General features: G+C 57.0%; 18 protein-coding genes. 16 read left to right on the plus strand and 2 right to left on the minus strand.

Translation table 11 applies throughout. The features are described from left to right. Nucleotides 1–83: 83 nt before the first annotated feature. From P5540_05230 to P5540_05280, 11 genes are all read left to right on the plus strand, one after another. Entirely contained in the window at nt 84–1,832 is a 1,749-nt protein-coding gene (locus tag P5540_05230) for an ATPase, T2SS/T4P/T4SS family (protein ID HRT64210.1), read from the plus strand. Next, nucleotides 1,813–3,024 (plus strand): type II secretion system F family protein, encoded by a 1,212-nt coding sequence (locus P5540_05235; GenBank protein HRT64211.1) that lies wholly within the window; start codon nt 1,813–1,815, stop codon nt 3,022–3,024. The genes P5540_05230 and P5540_05235 overlap by 20 nt, the downstream gene beginning before the upstream one ends. Before the next feature lie 54 nt (nt 3,025–3,078). Further along, the gene (locus P5540_05240; GenBank protein HRT64212.1) at nt 3,079–3,483 is read left to right on the plus strand and encodes a type II secretion system protein GspG; all 405 of its coding nucleotides are present in this window, start codon (nt 3,079–3,081) and stop codon (nt 3,481–3,483) included. A gap of 4 nt (nt 3,484–3,487) precedes the next feature. Further along, entirely contained in the window at nt 3,488–3,982 is a 495-nt protein-coding gene (locus tag P5540_05245; protein HRT64213.1) for a type II secretion system protein, read from the plus strand. 167 nt (nt 3,983–4,149) lie between these two features. Beyond that, nucleotides 4,150–4,584, plus strand: a complete 435-nt coding sequence (locus tag P5540_05250) for a hypothetical protein (protein HRT64214.1) — start codon at nt 4,150–4,152, stop codon at nt 4,582–4,584. After that, a complete protein-coding gene (locus P5540_05255; GenBank protein HRT64215.1) occupies nt 4,581–5,312 on the plus strand; it encodes a prepilin-type N-terminal cleavage/methylation domain-containing protein in 732 nt (243 codons plus the stop codon). Before P5540_05250 ends, P5540_05255 begins: the two co-directional genes overlap by 4 nt. Nucleotides 5,313–5,314: 2 nt before the next feature. Next, nucleotides 5,315–6,265, plus strand: a complete 951-nt coding sequence (locus tag P5540_05260; GenBank protein ID HRT64216.1) for a type II secretion system protein GspK — start codon at nt 5,315–5,317, stop codon at nt 6,263–6,265. A gap of 82 nt (nt 6,266–6,347) precedes the next feature. Next, nucleotides 6,348–7,760 (plus strand): pilus assembly protein PilM, encoded by a 1,413-nt coding sequence (gene pilM / locus P5540_05265; GenBank protein HRT64217.1) that lies wholly within the window; start codon nt 6,348–6,350, stop codon nt 7,758–7,760. After that, entirely contained in the window at nt 7,753–8,805 is a 1,053-nt protein-coding gene (locus P5540_05270; protein HRT64218.1) for a hypothetical protein, read from the plus strand. Before pilM ends, P5540_05270 begins: the two co-directional genes overlap by 8 nt. A gap of 2 nt (nt 8,806–8,807) precedes the next feature. Continuing rightward, a complete protein-coding gene (locus tag P5540_05275) occupies nt 8,808–9,287 on the plus strand; it encodes a hypothetical protein (GenBank protein ID HRT64219.1) in 480 nt (159 codons plus the stop codon). Between the two features lie 302 nt (nt 9,288–9,589). Continuing rightward, nucleotides 9,590–12,430 (plus strand): secretin N-terminal domain-containing protein, encoded by a 2,841-nt coding sequence (locus P5540_05280; GenBank protein HRT64220.1) that lies wholly within the window; start codon nt 9,590–9,592, stop codon nt 12,428–12,430. A gap of 126 nt (nt 12,431–12,556) precedes the next feature. Here P5540_05280 and rpmB read toward each other — a convergent pair whose 3' ends face one another. After that, nucleotides 12,557–12,805 (minus strand): 50S ribosomal protein L28, encoded by a 249-nt coding sequence (rpmB, locus tag P5540_05285; GenBank protein HRT64221.1) that lies wholly within the window; start codon nt 12,803–12,805, stop codon nt 12,557–12,559. 77 nt (nt 12,806–12,882) lie between these two features. Between rpmB and P5540_05290 the strand changes: the two genes are divergently transcribed. The 4 genes from P5540_05290 to P5540_05305 all read left to right on the plus strand — a co-directional run bounded on the left by P5540_05290 (nt 12,883) and on the right by P5540_05305 (nt 16,873). Beyond that, nucleotides 12,883–13,767: a hypothetical protein gene (locus P5540_05290; protein HRT64222.1), complete on the plus strand. Its 885-nt coding sequence runs from the start codon at nt 12,883–12,885 to the stop codon at nt 13,765–13,767. Between the two features lie 3 nt (nt 13,768–13,770). After that, entirely contained in the window at nt 13,771–14,811 is a 1,041-nt protein-coding gene (gene rlmN, locus P5540_05295) for a 23S rRNA (adenine(2503)-C(2))-methyltransferase RlmN (GenBank protein ID HRT64223.1), read from the plus strand. Nucleotides 14,812–15,114: 303 nt separating this feature from the next. Next, nucleotides 15,115–16,128 (plus strand): DUF1080 domain-containing protein, encoded by a 1,014-nt coding sequence (locus P5540_05300; protein ID HRT64224.1) that lies wholly within the window; start codon nt 15,115–15,117, stop codon nt 16,126–16,128. 316 nt (nt 16,129–16,444) lie between these two features. After that, complete coding sequence (locus P5540_05305; protein ID HRT64225.1) at nt 16,445–16,873, plus strand: lecithin retinol acyltransferase family protein; 429 nt, start codon at nt 16,445–16,447, stop codon at nt 16,871–16,873. A 330-nt stretch (nt 16,874–17,203) separates the two neighbouring features. Here P5540_05305 and P5540_05310 read toward each other — a convergent pair whose 3' ends face one another. After that, nucleotides 17,204–18,721: an Ig-like domain-containing protein gene (locus tag P5540_05310; GenBank protein HRT64226.1), complete on the minus strand. Its 1,518-nt coding sequence runs from the start codon at nt 18,719–18,721 to the stop codon at nt 17,204–17,206. Between the two features lie 252 nt (nt 18,722–18,973). Here P5540_05310 and P5540_05315 point away from each other — a divergent pair, with 252 nt between their 5' ends. Continuing rightward, nucleotides 18,974–19,951, plus strand: a complete 978-nt coding sequence (locus P5540_05315; GenBank protein ID HRT64227.1) for a helix-turn-helix domain-containing protein — start codon at nt 18,974–18,976, stop codon at nt 19,949–19,951. The last annotated feature ends 65 nt before the right edge of the window (nt 19,952–20,016 follow it).

A 20,016-nucleotide genomic window follows, 5' to 3' on the forward strand; every position in this document is an offset into this window, starting at 1 on the left:
ATCCGACCCATCGGCGAAAGGGCCGGTTGTAGAAACCCTTGGCGGATGGTAACATACCCTTTGGAGACATGGAGTACGCGGCCGTGTTGGCTCGAAAAGCGCTTGAGAAACAATTTATAACCGACGGCATTCTCGACGACGAAAAACTGGAACGTGCCCGGGCGGAAGCCCTGCGGACGGGGACCAGCCTGCTCGAAGTCGTTCCGATGCTGGGATATGCAACGCCGGAAGCCGTGTACCGTTCCTTGGCCAACTACTGCAAACTCCCCTTCGTGCAGCCCTCCAAGATGGACATTCCGGAAACCGTCATCAAGAATGTGCCGGCCCGGTTCGCCACCCATTATGGCTTCGTGCCTATCCAGGAAAAGAACGGCGGGTATGTGGTCGCCGTCTCGGATCCGTTGAATGCACAACTCCTCGACGATATCCGCCTGGTTCTCAAAAAACGAATCGAGCCGGTCGTGACGACGCCGGAAGAAATCGAACGCGCCACTAAAACCTTGTATGGTCTCGGAGCGGACACGGTCGAGCGCATTCTAAGCGAGCAGGACAGCGTCGCGTCGCTGTTGAGCCTGGACACGCAACAGATCGGATCGGATCTGGGTGACGAAAATATTGACGCTTCGATTATCAAATTCGTCAATGAAGTCCTGATGGAGGCTATTCAGTCCGCCGCGACGGATATCCATATCGAACCGTTCGAGGATCAACTCCGCGTGCGTTACCGCATTGACGGCATTCTGCATCAGGTGCCGACGCCGGCCACCATCCGCGGCTTTCAGTCGGCTATCGTCTCGCGGATCAAGATCATGGCGAACATGAATATCGCCGAGAAGCGGCTGCCGCAAGACGGCAAGATCCCCGTTTCGCTGGGGGATGGCCAGTACGATCTGCGCGTAAGCGTGTTGCCGACGGCGTATGGCGAAACGGTCAATATCCGTATTCTAAGCCGGACCTCGATGTTTCTGACGTTGGATCAATTGGGGTTTCTGCCCGACGATTTACGGCAATTCAACGCCTTTCTCGAAAAACCGCACGGGATCATCCTCGTAACGGGCCCGACAGGCAGCGGAAAAACCACGACGCTTTACGCATCCCTAAGCAAATTGAACAAGGTGGACCGGAAGGTCATCACGATCGAAGACCCGATCGAATACCAACTCAAGGGCATTACGCAAATGCAGGTGCAGCCCCGTATCGGCTTCGATTTCTCGATGGGCCTGCGATCCATGCTGCGGCACGACCCGGACATCATGATGGTCGGTGAAATCCGTGACTTCGAGACCGCCGAAATGGCCATTCGATCCAGCCTGACCGGCCATCTTGTGTTCAGCACGCTGCATACCAACGACGCGGCGGGCGCCGTCACGCGGTTGGTGGACATGGGCGTGGAACCGTTTTTGATAGCGAGCACGATGATCGCCTCGATTGCCCAGCGCCTGGTGCGTTGCGTATGCACACAATGCGCGGAACCCTACACACCGGATCCGGCGGCGCTGCGCGAATTCGGCGTGTCCCCCAAGGGAATCGAAACCGCGACATTCCGGCGCGGCCGGGGGTGCGATGCATGCCGCCATACCGGCTACCGGGGTCGAATCGCCATTTATGAAATCCTGACGTTTACTCCCACCATCAAGGAAATGACCTATCACCGTTCGCCTTCCACTGAAATCAAGCGGAAAGGTCGTGAACAGGGCATGCGGACGTTGCGCGAGTCGGGGTGGCAGCAGGTCTGCCTGGGCCGGACGACACTCGAAGAAGTGATGCGTGTCACCTCCGATGCCGATGTACTGGATGCGATCGAGACCGGCGATGCCTCAGTTCAAGTATGAAGTAAAGAAAAGCCCCGGATCCGCCACCGGGGGCATCATCGAAGCGGAAAGCCAGCGCGCCGCGGTGGCCCGGCTGCGCGACATGGGGTATTTTCCCATTTCGATCGAACCCTATGAGGGCGAGGAAACCAAGGACACGCTCAAACAAGCCTTGGCGCGCGTGAAACTGGCCGATCGGAATGTGTTTTTTCGCCAACTCGCCAATCTCTCCGAATCCGGCATGCCGATTACCCGCGCGCTGAACACCCTCGTTGAACAGACGGAAAACGCGAAACTCGCCAAGATCATCGCCGAAATCCGCGACGACGTTCAGAAGGGCGCCTCGTTCGCCGAGGCGCTCGAACGGCATCCGAAGATCTTTCCCGCCATGTTCTGCAACATGATCCATGCGGGCGAAACGGGCGGCATGCTCGAAGACGTGCTGTGGCGCATCGTAGCCTTCGGGGAACAAGAGGAGGAACTACGGGGCAAGGCCGTTTCGGCGATGATTTACCCGGCGTTTCTGCTGCTGATCGGCAGCACGGCCATTTTCATTCTCGTATCTTTTGTGTTTCCGAAGTTCGTAACGATTTTCGAGGATTTCAATGCCGCCCTGCCGTGGCCGACGGTTGTGGTGATGAGCCTCTGCGATTTCATGGGCAAGTTCTGGTGGGCGGTGTTGCTGGGACTCGCCGGAATAGTCGCCGCGTTCGTTTCTTTTGTGAAGACTGAGACGGGGCGCATGCAGTTCGACACATTTCTGCTGCGCATGCCGGTGGTTAGCGGCGTAATCCAGCGTTATGAAATGGCGAAATTCGCGCGGGTTTTGGGCACCCTGCTCGACAACGGCGTGCCGGTGCTGACGGCCATCAAGATCACCGTGGACACGCTGACCAACGCCGCGATCGCCCGGGAAGTGGACGCCGTGCATGCGCGCGTGCTTGAAGGCGACAGCATCAGCGACAGCCTCCGGCACACCAAGCATTTTCCCCCGATGGTCGTCAACATGTTCGCCATCGGCGAGGAAAGCGGCCGTCTCGGCGCGGTGGCCAAACGCATCGCCGATGCCTATGACAACGAAGTGGACCGCGCAGTCAAGGCAATGGCGGCATTGTTCGAACCCATTTTGATTGTCGTGATGGGCATTGTAATCGGATTTCTGGTGATTGCAATGCTGTTGCCCATGTTGACGTTGAGTTCGCATGTCGGATAAGGGAAAAAACGGGCCGGCACGCCTTTTGCATACGCCCGGTCGAGGAGATGGATTATGAGCGACAAAGGCGGGTTTACACTCATCGAGTTGATACTGGTGACGGTCATCATCGGCATTCTGGCCGGGATGGTCACGCTGACGTTTGCGGGACGGGCCGAGGAGGCCCGCCGGCGCGCCGCCAAGGGCGACATCGCAAGTTACGGCACCGCGATCGATCTCTACGCGCTGGATCACAACGACAAATACCCCAGTTCGCTGCAGGATCTAGCCAGCGGCAAGCGCAAATATGTCAAGGAACTGAACAAGGATCCCTGGGGTAACGACTATGTCTACAAGGTGTCCGGGGGCAGTTACACGGTGTCGTCGGCCGGCCCGGACGGCCAGCCGGGCACGGAAGACGACGTCACGCTGACATCGGCCGACAGCGTGGACACGGACACCGGCGGAGCCGCGCCGTAATTCGATGAGACGCCCCGGCTTCACGTTGCTGGAACTAATCGTCGTCCTTTCGATTCTTTCGATTATGTCGGCGGCGGTGGTTCCCCTGTTTCGCGGAACCTTGGAATCCGTCGAAAGCGACCATTCGTTCCGCGACCTGATCGCAACGATCAAATACGCCCAGGAACGCGCCGTGACGGATTGCCGCGAATACCGCCTGTACATCTCCAAGGAAACAAACGAATACTGGCTGATGAGCCTGGCCTGGAGCATGGGCAAGGACAGTAAAAAGTTCATTCCGGTCGAGGAGCGGCAGGGCGACCGGATGACGCTGTCGAAACGGCTTGAAATTCAGCGCCTGAACGCCAAGAAAGACCGCAGGGAAAAGGCTGCCTATATTTCCTTCTATCCGAGCGGCGCCTGCGATCAGGCGTCGCTCACGGTGGGACGCGATAATGGGAAACGCATGAAGATCCAGTTGCGCGGATCGCTGGGGGAAATAAAGGTTGATGCGGAATGACGGCCGGACGCGGAAAAAGTAGCGTGGGGCCGCTGGACATTTCGGCACACTTTGCAATAAGGGGGACGTCCACGGTTTCATCGAAAGAAAATCGGCCTGTACGGAATACGACGCCGGCTCGCCGAGGCCGCTCCGCAATCCGCGGGTATATTCTTTTCGAATCGGTCATGGCCCTGTCGCTGTTGAGCATGAGTCTGATCGTTATACACAATGGATTGAGGCAGACGATATGGGTTCGGGAACAGGCGCGCGACTACACCCATGCCCGTTTCCTGTTGTCGAACGTCATGGCAAAAGTGGAACTCCAGCCCATGCTGACGCAGGCCAGCGATTCAGGACGATTCAAGGGTGAATTTTCGCGGTTCAGTTGGAAGTGGAAAGTTTCCAAGGTGAACATTCCGCTTCCGCCGTTTCCGCCCAATGCGCCCAAGGAACTCGTCGCACGCTTCAAATTGAATGTGCCGTACCTGACGAAAATCGAAGCCACCGTAAGTTGGACACGCCGGGGTCAAACCTATGAGGTGAAAGCGGAAACCCTGTCCAACCCGGAAAAATTGTTCATCCCGCCTGAAGAACGCGCGGCATTGGGACTTCAACCATGACTCCCCGCCCAAAAGACCCGACGCGGGCCGGATTTACGCTGGCCGAGTTGATCGTAGCGACGACCCTCCTGACGCTGGTCATGACGGCGGTGTACACGGCTTTCGGATCGACCTTGCGCGCATGGCGGCGGGGCGAAACCAATCTTGAGGCCTACCAGGACGGACGAACGGCCATGACGATTCTGGCGCGGGAACTGGGCTGCATTTTGGGCGGCAGCGAACATTTATTCGAGGGCAAACCGCACGAACTGGAATTTTTCACAGTGGCGCCGCCCATGGACCTAAAAAAAGGGGAAGACGCACAGGTCTTATGGGTCCGTTACCGGTACAATGCGACCGGTCACACACTGGTCCGCCAGGAAGCCATCGTCGAAAAACCCTTGCCCCTGCAACCGGCGGATGGAAGCGAACTGGACAAGACAAGGGTCAAACTTGGCCGGAAACACTCCTTCGATCTGGTGTCGAAAAACGTGCGGGGGTTCGATATTACCTATTACTGGGTGCCGCCTCTGGAACGCACGAAGGACGAGCCGCCCGAATGGGTCGTGCCCATCGAGATGGAACAGAACCGGCAGGGATGGGGATTGCCGCAGGGACTCCGCGCCTCGCTGACCGTCACGGATCCGAACTCGGAATCGGGCAAGACAACCTTCACGTTTCGCACGGCTTTCCGCGGCCCCACCACCCCCTATGACGAGCAGCGACTCGGTTCGGTGGGAGGACTGTAATCATGACGTCTCCGCGTGGTTTTGTGCTGGTCACGGTATTGTGGGTACTGGCCATCCTGTCGTTGATTACGATTGGCTTCGGACGGCGCGCGATGCTCGATCGCAAAGCGGCCACCTATACGCTGGATCACGACCGGGCCATGTACCGCGCGCGGGGTGCGGTGGAACGCGGCATCGCGGAACTGCGCAACAAGGCCATTATTGACGCGCTGAACATGCAGCAGGGCCGGACCAGTTATGCGCAATCGTGGTCACGGCCGGTGGATATGCTGGCGGAAGGCGTCTATTTCGAGAAAACGGAAGGGGCAGACAACAAAAAAGAAGAGCGGGATGTCTGCCGCTATCGCATTCGCGACGAGGAAAGCCTGATTTGCATCAACGGCGTGGACGATACCTTTCTAACCCGCATCAAGGCGCTTACGCCCGGCGCCGTGCGCAAAATCATGCGGCGGCGCGGCGGCGATCCGGACACCAACGAACCGGGACAAGGCTTTCAGACCATCGAGGAATTACGCACCATCGAAGGCATTGACGACAAGGATTGGTTCGGCGACGACGACAGCCCAGGACTTCGCGATTTAATGACATGCTGGGGCGACGGTAAAATCAATATCAATACCGCTTCCCCGGAAGTGCTCAAGTGCATTCCCGATGTCCACGATAACGTCGTTGAAGGCATCATTGCGTACCGGGCCGGCAGTGACGGTGAACTTTACACGGCGGACGATCAGGATTTCCCCGATTTGGGCGCCGTCGCCAATCTTGCGGGTATATCCGGGCAGGATATGCAGCCCTTGGTTCAGTATTGCAAGGTAGATTCGCAATTCTTTACAATTCATGGCATTGCAACGTTTAGGCAAGGAAAAGTCCGGGCGACCTGCGTTGCAACGGTCGTGATGAACCCACCCTACGCCACGGTGATCAAGTGGCGGGAGGAGTTTCTTGGCTCGTAAGGCAAGTTATATCAGCATCTTACAATTCGACGAGCGCGCTATCTCGCGATTGCGCGTTCATCGTTCATCCAAAGGTGTCGTCGTGGCGTCGTTTGACCAGGAACGAGGGGATTGGTCGGGACGCGACAATTCGCTCGAAGCGGCGTTGCAGGTCTTCGCGCAAAAACACCACTTGGCTGACGATTTACTGTTTACGATTCTGCCCCGTTATGACATGACGGCCCGCATCCTTGAACTGCCCAGCCAAGATTTGGACGAAATCGCGGGGATGATACGGCTAAGCGCGGAAGAATACGTGCCGTTTCCCGCCGAAGAACTGATTACCGATCAGTGTGTGCTCGGCAAGACCGAAGACGGCGGATCGCGCGTGCTGGCGGTTTTTGCCCACCGCGACGTCGTGGACACGCATATCAAAATGCTGCAGGCCGCCAAACTCGAACCGGAACAGGTCTATCTGAGCACCGCGTGTCTGGCCACGGCGGCTTTGGCCGCGCGCGGCAATGCTCCGGGCCGATATGCCTTGATGAACTTGGCTTCGGGCGGCCTCGAAATCGTCGTCATGAATGAACAGACGATAGCCTATGGGCGTGCGGTTTCCTCGCAGCAGGACTGGCGCCTGCGCGAGGATGTCAAACAGGACATCTTGGAGGAATTGGGCGTGGAGTTGCGCGCCTCGGTGTCCGCCTACCGAAGGGAAGCAGAAGAAGGCGAAGACATCGAAGCCGTGTATTTGTGCTCGGAATGGACCGATGTCGCGTCCCATTGCGAGGCATTGTGCCATGAAACCGGCCAAGAATGCGCACCGGCGCCTTTCCTTGAAACATTGGTCGAGAGCGGACGCGACCGCTTGCCATCCATTCCGCTGGCCTCGGTTGGGGCGGCGCTGTTGGCGCAGGAACGCGGCGCCGTTTGTGTGCAGTTACTGCCCGAAGCCGTCAAGAAATCGCGTCAGCGCGCCGGTGTGAAACGCCGGTTCGCCTTGATGAGCGTATTGGCTGCCACGATCGTGCTGGCGCTGGCAGGCGTGTACTGGCAGGAAGTGCGGATGCGCCAAGCCTACATCGCGGAATTGACCCGGCGTGCGGCGGCCATGGCGCCCCGCGCGCGCGGCATCATGTCCAAACAGAAGCAATTGGCCATTTTACAGAACCAGGTCGAGCGTTCTGGAAATGCGATTGAAATGCTGGCGGATCTCTGCGATTTGTTTCCCGGCGCCGACATGAATATCACGCGGTTTTCCTTCAGCCATCGGGAAAAGATCGACCTTTGGGGCCGTGCGCGCAGTCTGCAGGCCATCGAAAAACTCGCGCAGGATTTGGGCGCGGCGGGCAAAAGCACCATCCCCCAATTTATCCGCGCCCAGCAGGTGTACGAGCAGAAGGTCATTGAACGCGGTGAGGAAGTGCTGGATTTCAAAATCAGCATTCCGTTCCCCGAAACCGAAACCCAGGCATCGGACGCCGAAGTGTCGGACGAGGATTTCGGCAATGAATAGCCTGTGGGAACGCCTCAACGAACGTGAACAACGGTTGACGATCGCCACGGCGGGGGTTGTGTGCTTGGCGTTGGCCGTGATGGTGGGCGTGCGGGCCGCGGGGTATCTTCATGAACTGGATCGGACGATAGCCCGGCTTGAACAGGACATCGTCAACTACGCGGAACAGGAGGCCCGGGGCGTCAGCGTGAGCAAAGCCTATGCAGGTGTTGCCGCCCAGCATTCGAGCGCATGGACCGAGGCAGAAATCCACAACCGCTTACGCCAGGAAATCTATCGGTTGGCGCTTGAAGACCCCGAAGGGTCCCCCGATTCGCCGAACAAACTGGTCGAAATCCCCACGTTGCGCCAAGGCGCATTACGCGACACGGGGCACGGTTACCGCGAATACCAACTGAGCATCAAGATTCCGCAGACGGATATTTATTCGTTGGCCTTATTTTTGATCCGTCTTCAGGCCAGCCCGCAGTCGCTTCGGATTGACGGCTTGGATATCGCGCGTTCGCCCGACGGCCCGCTGATCGGCGCCAATATCAATGTTACGCGCACGGTGGTTGCGGGAAGTCCGGACGAGGCAGAGGCCGGATCCCCCGAAATGCCGTCGGGCGATCCCGCGGCGTTGGCGTATGTTGCCAATTGGGATGGAACGGATGCGGCGGGATGGGAAGGCGACTCCTGTGACATGGCCCCCAGTCCGACAGTCGGTTCGCTGGTGGCGGATGGGGGCAGTTGCCTGAAACTGGCAGCGGGCAAACCGGACGCCACCGCCTATATGAGGCAGGAATTGGAGCCAAAAACCACCTATGAACTGTCGGTGCAGGTGGCCGCGGAAAAGCCGGTTCTCATTATGATTGCCGATGCCAAGGGCACCCGCTACGAAGGTACGGTTGACGTGCCGGGCGACGGACGTTGCCGGCGTTACAAGTTGGCATTTACGACTGGGGGCGACAAGGACAAGGTGAAACTAGGCGCTCCCGTGATTTTGTTCAAGGATGGCGGAACAGCCTATGTGGACAACGTGCTTCTGAAAAAGGCGATTGATTAGCCATGGAACGCATAATGACAGCCATCGGCATCGCGATTCTGGCCGGAATCATTGCCTTCGGCGGTTACCGGACGTACTCGAATCCCATGAATGCGCGAAAGGCGGCCCTTGAAAATCATCTTAAAAGCATCAAGGCCATTGACGTCAAATTCGAAAAACCCCCTTGGGACTTCGACAAATGGCAGAGTTCGATTGCCTCCAAGCCGGCTCTCTGGGAAGCATTGGTCGCCCCTCCCTTGCCGCCTCCGCCTCCCCCCAAGCAACCGCCGGACCTCAACGCCATGGTGCAATCACTCTCTTTTGGACGTCAGCAGATCGGCGCGAAGATCAAAATGATGGACGGCAAGGATTCCAAGGGCCGGTTTGTCGCCGAAGGCGACACCGTAAACGGACTCACCATTAAGTCCATCGGCAAGACAAGCGTATTATTGGCGCTTCCTTGGGAAGACCAGGAATTGACCATTGAACTTCCCCGGAAATAATGGACGAAATGCGGATGGCATTATGAACGTGGACAGGGAACCTTGAGGAAAAACAGACGAAACAGACTGCTCCGCAAACGTTCCATTCGCGTTCTGAAACCCGTTTGGCGTCTCGACTGGAATGTCGTCATTGCGCGGACGGCCAGCGTTGTTGATGTGAAGAGTATGGGTGGTATATCGTGCAGGAAGGTCCCATGGCTGTTTGCGTGGTGCGAAGGACAACGAAGAGGCCGTTTGTCAAATCGTTCTTCAATAAAACCAAAGAAACTGTATCGCCACAAGGAAGGGTTCGGACAATCAGCATGATTCCGACTGGAAAAATGACCAAGCGCATTGCCATCGGTCTGGCCGCGTTGGGGTTGGCGGTTGCCGGGATGGCTCATGCCCAGCAATCCCCCACTCAGCCCAAGGCAACCCCGGAATTGAACCGGCTTCGCCAGCAACTTCAACAAAGTTTGCGATCGGCTCAACAGGGAAGCCGGCAGACGGGAACCGCCACGGGTGAGGCCGAGGCGCCGCCCGGTCCGCGGGCCGGCCAGCCTGCCCAGGAACGAACCGTCACCGCAGGCATTTCAGGACCGACACAAGTGGTCCAAGGCGGGCAGCAGGGAGCCGCAAGTGCAGCCAGGGGAACGCTTTCCAGCCAGCAAACCGGCGCAGCGGGCAAAAGCGCCGGACGCCAAGGAGGAGCGGGAGCCGCGGCGCCAATGGTTCGAGTATTGGGCCCCAACACCTATGATCCGATTATTGAAAAACTCCTTGAGTACAAGGATGTCCCGGACGTGGGCGAACCGATGACCCTCAACGGCCCGTTGACCGTCAAGGATTTTCTGGAAACGCTTTCGATGGCCACCAATTGGAATATTTTGGTGACGGAAGAAGCCCAGAAGGTCAACCTCCAATTCTGGATTACCGACACAAAACCGCGCGATGCCTTGGAAATCCTCAAATTTCACGATCTCTATTATGAGTATAACGAAGAGAATAAATATCTTTACGTCACGACGAAAGTCGAGCGCCTGGACAAACAGTACGGGGCGCTTCAGGAGTATGAAATCAGCATACAACATGCGCCGGCTGATCACGTGGAATCGTTGATCGGCAGTCTGATGTCGCCAAAGGGCCGCGCCGTGACGGATCCCCGGACCGGCCACATTTTTGTCTGGGACACGGCCGAAAATATCGCCAAGATGAAGGAGGCGGTGGAACGCTTGGACGTCCCGATGGAGGAGGCCGAGTTCACCATCAAACATGCCGATGCCGCCGATATCGAGCCCATCCTCTCCACCATGCTATCCCCCAGCGGGACGCTCGTGGTCGATCCGCGTACGGGCCACGTGCTCGCGCGCGATTTGCGCGAAAACCTCGACCAGATGGCCGCGGCTGTCGAAAAGTTCGACGTGCCCATCGAGTCCAAGGTTTTCCCGGTCAAATATGTGAGCGTGGACAATCTTGTTGACAGCATCGAGAGCATTCTGAGCGCGCGGGGCAAGGCCATGGTGGATCCGCACACGAACACGCTCATCGTCTCGGACGTTGCCTCCCGGCAGGACATGGTCGCCCGTATGGTCGAGGCGCTCGACCAGAAACTCGACACGCGCACATGGGTGCTGAACTACATCAACGCGGAAGACGTGGCCGACCGGCTCGAACGCCTTGTGCCCGAGGAAATGGGCGACATCATCGTGGACGACGACGTGCACCAATTGACGGTCACGGCGCTCGTCGAACGCCTGGACGAAATTGATCGTCTAATCAAGTCGTGGGACGTCAAGCGACGGCAGGTTCAGATTGAAGCCTATATGGCGCAAATTTCGAGCGAACTGGCGCGCAATCTCAACGTCTCGTGGACCTTCATGGACTCGACGGGCAATGCTCCGCAGGCGCTGCAGTTCGGAGGCGGCGCCAAACCCGATTTCAGCAGTCTTTCCAATACGCTCACCATCGGACAACTGGCCTATCCGATTTATCTGCGCGATGCCGCGGGGGAAATCATCAAGGATGTAAACGGCAAACCGATCATCGAAAAGTTTTCCGGCAATCGGGTGGGCGCCGTCCTCAACTACCTCGACACACGCAACGAAGCCAAGATCATTGCCGCGCCGCGCGTGACCGTGCAGGATGGCGAGGAAGCCATTTTCCAAAGCGGACGCCGCGTGCCCTATGTGACATCCACGACCTACGGATCGTATCCCTACTCCTACGCGGGCAACATAACCGGCACAGCGGGCTCGACGGTCAATCCATACTATAACAGTTATTATGGATACGGATCCCAGCCATACAATCGCATTGATTTCATCGAGGTGGGCACCATCCTCAATGTGTTGCCGCGCATCACGGAAGACAATAGCATCCTGCTCGACATATCGGCCGAGGACAGCGACGCCACGCCGAAGACGGTAATCTCCCAAGGACAGGAAAACACGATCCCCGAAAAAAGCGAAAGCCGCGCCGAAACCCAGGTGCGCGTCAACAACGGCGACACAATCGTCATTGGCGGTTTGCGCAAGGGCACCGACACGCGCAGCCTGTCCAAATCGCTACCCCTTTTGGGCGATATCCCGATTCTGGGACGTCTTTTCAGAAATCCAAGCAAGAGCATTAAAAACGCCATGCTAATGATTTTTATCACGACGACCATCGTAGATGAAAAGACCCATCCGGAAACGGAGCATCTCGCCCAATTCGACGAAGCATTTTCAGCGGATTTGCGAAAAGCCAAGAGAAATGAATTCAAGGACATCGGGCACGCCATTAGGCGCGGACGCAATGAAATCGTTGTCGCGGTCGGCCAGAGCGGCGCGATTCGTTCCAACGGCAAGCGAGCCGGTCTGGACGATTTGGAACGTTCCTTCGCACAGGTTTCCTCACCGGCCACCACGGTGGTGGTCTTGCGCAAACATTTACGGGCGCCCGAGGACGTTATTCGCAAGATAACGGATTTGGCCCTCGAACACCGGCTCAAGGTCGAACTGGATTCGGACACTATGGCGTTCGTCGCCAATCCGCCCGCGCCTCCGTCCGTTGATGCGCCCGCAGACGCCGAACAACCGGGTACGCAATCGCCTCCCCTGGAAGAACAGGCTCCCGAAACACCGGCGGCCCCCGAAACGCAAGACGCCCAGCCTGCCGAACCGTAGCAAAAATAACCCGAAAAAGGCGATCCATCCGTGCTGGACGCGCGGACGGGGCGCACAAAGAAGCACATAACAGAAACGCCAAGGATCAAAACATCCTTGGCGTTTATTGCTGTGAGCAGGGGGTTCTTACGCTTTGGGAATGCGCGCTTTTTTCGTGAACTTGCCCGCTTTGATGTAGCGCGCGCAAACCCGCACGCGGCGGACAGTGCCGTTTTCGTCCACGATGCGAATCCGCTGCAGATTCGGCTTGACCCGGCGCTTGGTAATGCCGGTTACGTTCTGACCGATACCGCCTTCCCGCTTGGCTTTGCCTCGACGGACAACCCGGTTGCCGACTTGCGGCCGTTTCCCGCTGTATTCACAAACTTGCGACATGACATTCTCCTGTTCCCGTGTTGGTTCGGGATGGCAAACTTGATATACTTTCCAAAGAAAGCACGTAATAGTAGCATATGTTCACTTCCGTTTCAAGCATCCAACGCCCGATCCGATGCCTTCCCGCAACGGTGATTTGCCTTCTGGCATGCGCTTGTTCGCGGCTGGGACCGCATGTCGAGCAGGGTGTCCTTCCGCCCGGAGCGCCCCCGATTGCGGCCATCCTTGGGGATTTGGCCGCCAACGATCAGGCAATCCGGAATTTCAAGGCCAAGGGCGCTTTTACGCTGGCCAGCCCCGATCTCGCCGCAGTCAAGAGTTTTGACGACGGTTTCGTGGCGTTCAGACGCCCGGCCGACCTGTGCGTGATTGGCCGGAAATACCTCGGCGCGGCCGTGTTCCGCCTGACGTGCGTGGGTAGCGAATTTTTGATTGAATTCCCCGCGGCGCCGGAAGAACAACCATATTATCGCCTGGAAGGCGAGCAGTTCGACAGCGTCCCGTTCAGCGTGTCGCCATCGGACATCGCGCGGGAAATGTTTCTGCCGGAAGATTGGGCGGAATTGCGCGAGAACGAGGTGCGCATGGCCGCGTACGACGAAACGAAACAACAGGCCACCATCGTCATCGGCCGTGGCAAAACGCCCCGGCGTATCGTGTCGGTCATCGGCCCCCCCTGGGTTGTTTCGCACAGCGAACGCCTCGATGAAGACGGGCGGACGCTCGCCGTCACGCTGAAGAACCAGTATGTGGACGTGGAGGGCATCCGGTTTCCGTCCCGGATGGAAGTCGAGTTTCCCCTTGAGCAGACGCGGATGACGCTCGATCTCCGAAAAGTCTGGCCGAATACCGAATTGGGCGCGGACTGGTTCGATATCAAAGCGCGCGCGCGCATCGCGGGCGTGGACGTGAAGCGATCCGCGCGGGAAAATCGCCCACCGCAAAGCACGGGAGAACGGTGAGACATGTCCCCGCGTATCGCGCTAACGGACTTGTCCGCCGAGGAAATCGCCCGGACTTTCAATTTGCAACCGTACCAGGGCCGGCAAATTTTCGCATGGCTCCACCGGCGGCGGGTGTTCGATTTCGACGCCATGACCGACTTGTCGAAGGATCTCCGCGAACGCCTCCATGCGGAATGCCTCGCCCCGCAGATATCCCTGTTGGACATGGAAACCTCGGCGCGCACCGGCACGCGAAAGGCCTTGTTCCAGCTTTCGGACGGCGAGACGGTCGAGTCGGTGTTTCTGCGCGACGGGGACCGGGTGACCCTGTGCGTTTCATCGCAGGTGGGCTGCGCCTGCCGGTGTGCCTTTTGCGCGACGGGCGATTCCGGATTCCGGCGGCAGTGCACGCCGGGAGAGATAGTCGAGCAGGTTTTGCATCTGCTCGATCTTGAGGATTTGGCCGGCCGGGTTCCCAACATTGTCTACATGGGCATGGGCGAGCCATTTCAGAATTACGACACCGTGGCGAAAAGCATACGCCTGTTGATGGCCAAGGAAGGCTTGGGAATAGGTGCGCGCCGGATTACGGTGTCCACGGCGGGCGATGTGCCCGGAATCGGACGTTTCGCTCAAGAAGGCTGGCAGGTCCGGCTGGCAATATCCCTGCATGCGGCCAATGACCGGCTGCGGTCGCGACTGGTTCCGCTCAATCGCCGGTATCCGCTGGCAGCGATCATGGAAGCCGCGCGACGTTACGCGTCGTCCGCCGATCGGTTGCTAAGTTTCGAATGGGTGCTCATGCAGGGAATCAACGACTCCGAAGACGATGCCGAAGAACTGGCCACGCTCATCGCGGGGGTAAAAAGCGTCGTAAACCTGATCCCCTGCAATCCCGTGGATGGAAAGCCCTACAAAGCCCCTTCGCCTTCTGTCTGCGCGGCGTTTCAGGCGGCGCTGACCGCCCGCGGCGTGGCCGCCACACTGCGCCAGGAACGCGGCCAGGACATCAAGGCCGCCTGTGGACAATTGCGGGCAAGAAAACTCTACGATTCCCGTTGAAGCGTATGTGGCGGACCCGGTGGGCTTCGAGTGGACTACCTTCAAATCGGCCAAACTTCAGAGGCAGGCTGGACAGCCGGTCCCACGCATTCGCACGTGTATCTGTCATGCCGACATTTCATGAGCGACGCTTCGATGCCATTCCTGAACCTATTCAACCCAAAAACACCCTTTCTTTGAGGATTCCATACAGAAACAAGCTACGGGAATTCGCTACTCTCAATAACCATAAATGCAGGTTGAAAACGGGCCCCCGTTGGGGCATAGTGGTGTCGAAAAGTGGCGTGGAACGGGAGAAAGCACATGAAGATGGTTTTTCGGTTCGGAGCGGCGTTTATGGCAATCGCGACAGTTTCTGGAGCGGCTTATGCGGCGGAGGGCAATCCCTTCATCGGACGGTGGGCGCTCGACCTGCCGAACAACGGCGCCGGATGGCTGGAAGTGATTCAGCAAGAAGGGTATTTGGATGGCAGTATCCTGTGGTATGGCGGCAGCGTCGTGCCGGTGGACAGCGTATATCTTGACGGCGACACGCTGTATGTGACACGGCTGCGACCCGTCGAGCGCAAGGACGCCGCGGGCAACGTGCTCCGCAGGCAGACGTACACGGAAATCTTGTCGTGTACGGTTTCCGGCGACACGCTGGCCGGCAACCGGATCAATCCGGCCCCCACCGGAAACGCCGTCGAAAAAAGCGCCTTTACGGGAAAACGCATTCCGCCGTTACCGTTGAAACCGGATTTGGGCGCGTTGAAATTCGGCAAGCCAATAAAACTGTTCAATGGCCGGAATCTCAAGGGCTGGGTGCTGACCGATCCACGCGCGGCCAACGGCTGGCGCGTCGAGAAAGGGCTCCTCGTCAACGATCCGAAACAAGCGGAAGGCCAGCCGAAGAAGCATTACGGCAATCTGCGCACCGAACGAGAATTCGAGGATTTCAACCTGAAACTCGAGGTCAACGTTCCGCCCAACGGCAACAGCGGGATCTATCTGCGCGGCATCTACGAAGTGCAGGTCGCGGACACGTTCGGGAAGCCGCTCGATGCGCACAACATGGGCGGCATCTACAGCCGCATCCGGCCGGCGATCGCCGCCGAAAAACCGGCGGGTGAATGGCAGGCTTTCGACATTACGCTTGCCGACCGGCACGTCACGGTCAAGCTGAACGGCCAGACGATTATTGACAACGCGCCGCTTCAGGGATGCACCGGCGGCGCGCTCTGGTCCGACGAATTCAGACCCGGCCCCGTTTATCTCCAGGGCGATCACACCGGCGTCCAGTACCGAAACATTATCCTGACGCCGATTGTGCGATAGGGCCGACCGGTTCGTTCGCGACGCGACGTTGTATTTTCGGGTGAGTGTACGGTATAATTTCACTTGTACGTGGAAATGCGTTTCGGGAAGAAGCAGAGTCATGCGGAGTGGAATAGAGTCCATTCCAGCGGTGTTTCAATCGAACAGAGTAAAAAACACAGTCGTAACCGATACGGGATCTCCTGGGCGGAGATCCCGGCGCTTTTTGAGGGCGCCATGACCGGACTCCCAACCGGTTCGGTAAAGGACTGAAATACTTGGTTTTACACGCAACGACGCGCATGGGAACGCGGCGGATGGGAGTGGAATTTACTTTATGTCGCGAGGCGACCATATTCGTGTCCGTCGCTTGGGATATTGGCACCACGGAATTGATTGCGGCGATGGAACGGTCATTCATTATTCAGGGGAACTCTTCGACAACAAGCGTCATGCATCAATCCAGCGTACGTCCATGGCCGAATTCACCCGCGGGGGCTGCGTTGAAACCGTTGTCCACGACAAATCCGACAATCCCGATTGCGTCATGATGCGCGCCGAAAGCCGATTGGGCGAATCGGGCTACGGCATTTTCACGAACAACTGCGAGCATTTTGCCCGATGGTGCCAAACGGGCCGCCACGAAAGCCCGCAAGTGCGAAGCCTGCTGCGAACCGCCGCGCTCTGCTGCGCCAGCATGGCCGGCCTAGTCGCAAGCGCGATCATCGTCAACATGCGACGGTCCACCCGCCATCGCCACGCCTGATCCCGTTCGAAAAGACAAAAAAGTCCGGGAATCCAGTCCAGTTTCTCTGCTGTTATCGGTCTCTCTTGGCACGCCAGCGGTTGCCCATGAGACACAAAAGGGGGAGTGTTTGCCTTCTAACCGAACGGCATCAAACTGCGGAAGTCGGTTTAGCATTGAGGGAATCTGAGTGTTCTATCCATACGAAAGTCCACAAGCGCGAAGTCTGCCGTGAACAGCCGTGCTCTGCCGCGTCAACATGGCCGGCCTTGTCGCAAGCTCCACATAATAAAAGACCCGCCTTGAAAATTTCCGAGACGGGTCAAATGTCACCAACGTTTTTTCTTTTTTCTACGGTTGTTGCATTGGAAAAGATAGCCAATTCATTTGGTCATCCGTTAGGGGAGCCACAAGGCCATCCGCCATTTGAATAAGGTCGGCAGAGTCTGCCGTCCCATCTTCGGACACCAAATTCCAAGCCTCGCGATATTCTGGCGTAACCTCAGCCGGAGTTGATGGAACAGGATCATGCGTGTTGCCGGCATAGGTCAAAAAATCAAATTTCAACGCCGTCTTGTAGTCGTCAGGAATAGGCACCACACCCGTGATGGAAGAAAGGGTGTCAGTTTCTTCATTCCAGGTGGCGATTTTCAACTGGCCTGTTGCCTTATACGCTTGCACATTCTCGTTATTGTGACATTTATCGCAAGTCTTGGCCGCGCCTTTGACGACTGTGTGACCGTGAAACGCGCCAATGGCAACAAATTTCTTGCCATTGTATGTGACCGATTGGAACGAGGCAGTCTGTACTTGGTTCTTGGTCAGATTGTTAACCAGGAATGAAAAGCCCGAGATCATCGTGAACGCCCGCTTCTGATGGGCATCGATCTGTGATTCGAGGTGGCAATTATAACAAGAGATCACCGTGGAGACATGGCAGGCCGAGCAATGGAGCTTGCCATTGTGCGGCTCGTGATTTGCTGCAGGCGCGGGAGCTGTTCCTCCTTCCTTATGACAGTCAAGGCAATCGGAACTAGGCGACTCGAGTATTGAGGAATACGCCGTACCGTCGCCGTGAATTTCGTCGAAGTTGTGGCACGACATGCACGTCATCCCTTCATTACGATGCACGTCGTCAAACAACGGATTTCCAGCATTATCCATCTGAATTTCCCGGCCTTGGCGGCTGTGGCACGCAGTACAAACGGCCTGATTCGTCACCGGTCCAGGGTTGGCTGGGTCCACATGGCAATCGCCGCATCCCGGCGCATACGTCGCCGCGTCAATCGGAGTGCCATTTGCGTAGTTGGCGGCATGGCAACCCATGCAGGACAGGTCGTCCATTGGAGTCTGAATCAAACTGAACAATCCCGGTTCGTTTTGAGTGCCCGCGTACCAAGTCATCTTGCCTTCCCGGGTGGCGTGAAGGCTGGTCGCAAATCGCTCGGCGATGGCGGCCAAGTCCTCACCCTCGCCTTCACCTTCTCCCTCGCCCTCGCCTTCACCTTCACCTTCTCCCTCGCCTTCACCTGCGGGCGTTACGGTAACTACGACGGTGTCGCTTTTGCCACTGTGATTGCCGGTTACCGTAATGGTGGCATTGCCGGCGGAAACGCCCATAACCGTTGCCCCTGAAGTATCGCCGACCGCGTTCACCGTGGCTACTGCCTCATTGTCCGACGTCCATACAAAGGCATTATCATTTTGATCCGTCGAAGCCACAGTCACATCGCCGGTATTCCCCACGACAATCGTAAGCGTTTTCGGCGTTACCGTAACCTTGAAATCCCGAGGGCAACCCGTTAGTCCAAAAACAATAAATAAATTGAACAAAACAATTGTAAAACTATAAAAATATCTTATCACCATAACTATATTTCCTTTCCTTTGACTTGACAATAGAACAATTCATACGAACACATGCCGCGCAGGTATTGTTGCGCCTTTATGTGACCGAAAAACAAATGTAATGGTACATTCGAGGCATGGACAATTCAATGGACATATCTACGATTTATTGACTTCTCCTATGTTTTTGCATAAAATTTGAAGTATTTACTTGGATCTTTCTATCGCGTTTGGGCCATCCGCCCAAGTCAGACAAAGCAGGGAAGCACATAAATGCGGAAATGGGATCAAAAAAACAAGGTGCTGGAACGCTTGGTAGCAATGGCGCGTAACTTTACGGACTCTTCAATTGCGATTCTAGCGGAACAGGACGAGGAAATTGTACGGTTTGATATCCGTGGAAAGCCAGACCTACTTCCCCAATTTTGCACGTTGATGCGAAGCAGAGACCCAAATGGCCGATCCTGCCGCGCCTGCCGGCACCTTATTCTTTTTTCAGCCCATTTCCGCGGATTGACGGAGTATACCTGCCACGGGGGTATTCAAATGGTTGTGGCGCCCGTGCCAAGTTGCACGGAGGGAACCATGTCTCCAACAGTGGTGGTCTCCTCCGCGTTTTCCTTGGAAAATCGCGAAAAAGGGTGGAAAGCCGTACGGTCCCATGTGCGAGGCTCGCCTATTGATTTGGAATCACTTCGCAAAGCGTATTTCGCTCTGCCTGTGCTTACAAACGAGCGGGCGGTGTTGCTCCGTGCAATTATAGATCTCGCCGCAGCGGCTCTTACGGAAGCGGCGCGCAGTGGAAATTTTTCCTGCCCGCCCGAATCTTTCACGCACGATTCCTTTCCGGAAGACGGCAGCATGTCAATGGCTCACCTTTTGACGATGTTGAGTGAGCGAGTTGTCGAAGATCCGCTGGCAAACACCGGACACGCCCTCACAGACACGGTCATCGCAATGCTACACCATAACCCATCCTTGCCGTTTACCGTGGCTGAAATCGCACGTGCCGCTCGCATGACGCCAAATCATTTTTCCACCCTGTTTCGCAAGCATGCCGGAAAAACGTTCAGTGAGTTTTTAGCGGAATGCCGTATAAATAAAGCGAAATCGCTATTGCGTGATACCACGCGCAAAGTGCATGAGGTCGCCGTGCAATCCGGTTTCCAAGACTCGGCCTATTTTTCACGGCGTTTCAAGCAGTTGACTGGTCAGTCCGCCACAGCGTGGAGACATCGAAATTGTTCGTAGAAGATATGACGCAGCCCCTGTTGAAAATCCAAAATCATTTCTATCCAAATTACGGTTTACTGGAA

It is taken from the genome of Candidatus Hydrogenedentota bacterium (assembly GCA_035450225.1).
Lineage (GTDB): Bacteria > Hydrogenedentota > Hydrogenedentia > Hydrogenedentales > SLHB01 > DSVR01.

Coding starts and splice junctions, on each gene's coding strand:
- P5540_05235 (HRT64211.1), top strand. CDS start 1,813: ATGCCTCAGTTCAAGTATGAAGTAAAGAAAAGCCCCGGATCCGCCACC.
- P5540_05240 (HRT64212.1), top strand. CDS start 3,079: ATGAGCGACAAAGGCGGGTTTACACTCATCGAGTTGATACTGGTGACG.
- P5540_05245 (HRT64213.1), top strand. CDS start 3,488: ATGAGACGCCCCGGCTTCACGTTGCTGGAACTAATCGTCGTCCTTTCG.
- P5540_05250 (HRT64214.1), top strand. CDS start 4,150: ATGGCCCTGTCGCTGTTGAGCATGAGTCTGATCGTTATACACAATGGA.
- P5540_05255 (HRT64215.1), top strand. CDS start 4,581: ATGACTCCCCGCCCAAAAGACCCGACGCGGGCCGGATTTACGCTGGCC.
- P5540_05260 (HRT64216.1), top strand. CDS start 5,315: ATGACGTCTCCGCGTGGTTTTGTGCTGGTCACGGTATTGTGGGTACTG.
- P5540_05270 (HRT64218.1), top strand. CDS start 7,753: ATGAATAGCCTGTGGGAACGCCTCAACGAACGTGAACAACGGTTGACG.
- P5540_05275 (HRT64219.1), top strand. CDS start 8,808: ATGGAACGCATAATGACAGCCATCGGCATCGCGATTCTGGCCGGAATC.
- P5540_05280 (HRT64220.1), top strand. CDS start 9,590: ATGATTCCGACTGGAAAAATGACCAAGCGCATTGCCATCGGTCTGGCC.
- rpmB (HRT64221.1), bottom strand. CDS start 12,805: ATGTCGCAAGTTTGTGAATACAGCGGGAAACGGCCGCAAGTCGGCAAC.
- P5540_05290 (HRT64222.1), top strand. CDS start 12,883: ATGTTCACTTCCGTTTCAAGCATCCAACGCCCGATCCGATGCCTTCCC.
- rlmN (HRT64223.1), top strand. CDS start 13,771: ATGTCCCCGCGTATCGCGCTAACGGACTTGTCCGCCGAGGAAATCGCC.
- P5540_05300 (HRT64224.1), top strand. CDS start 15,115: ATGAAGATGGTTTTTCGGTTCGGAGCGGCGTTTATGGCAATCGCGACA.
- P5540_05305 (HRT64225.1), top strand. CDS start 16,445: ATGTCGCGAGGCGACCATATTCGTGTCCGTCGCTTGGGATATTGGCAC.
- P5540_05310 (HRT64226.1), bottom strand. CDS start 18,721: ATGGTGATAAGATATTTTTATAGTTTTACAATTGTTTTGTTCAATTTA.
- P5540_05315 (HRT64227.1), top strand. CDS start 18,974: ATGCGGAAATGGGATCAAAAAAACAAGGTGCTGGAACGCTTGGTAGCA.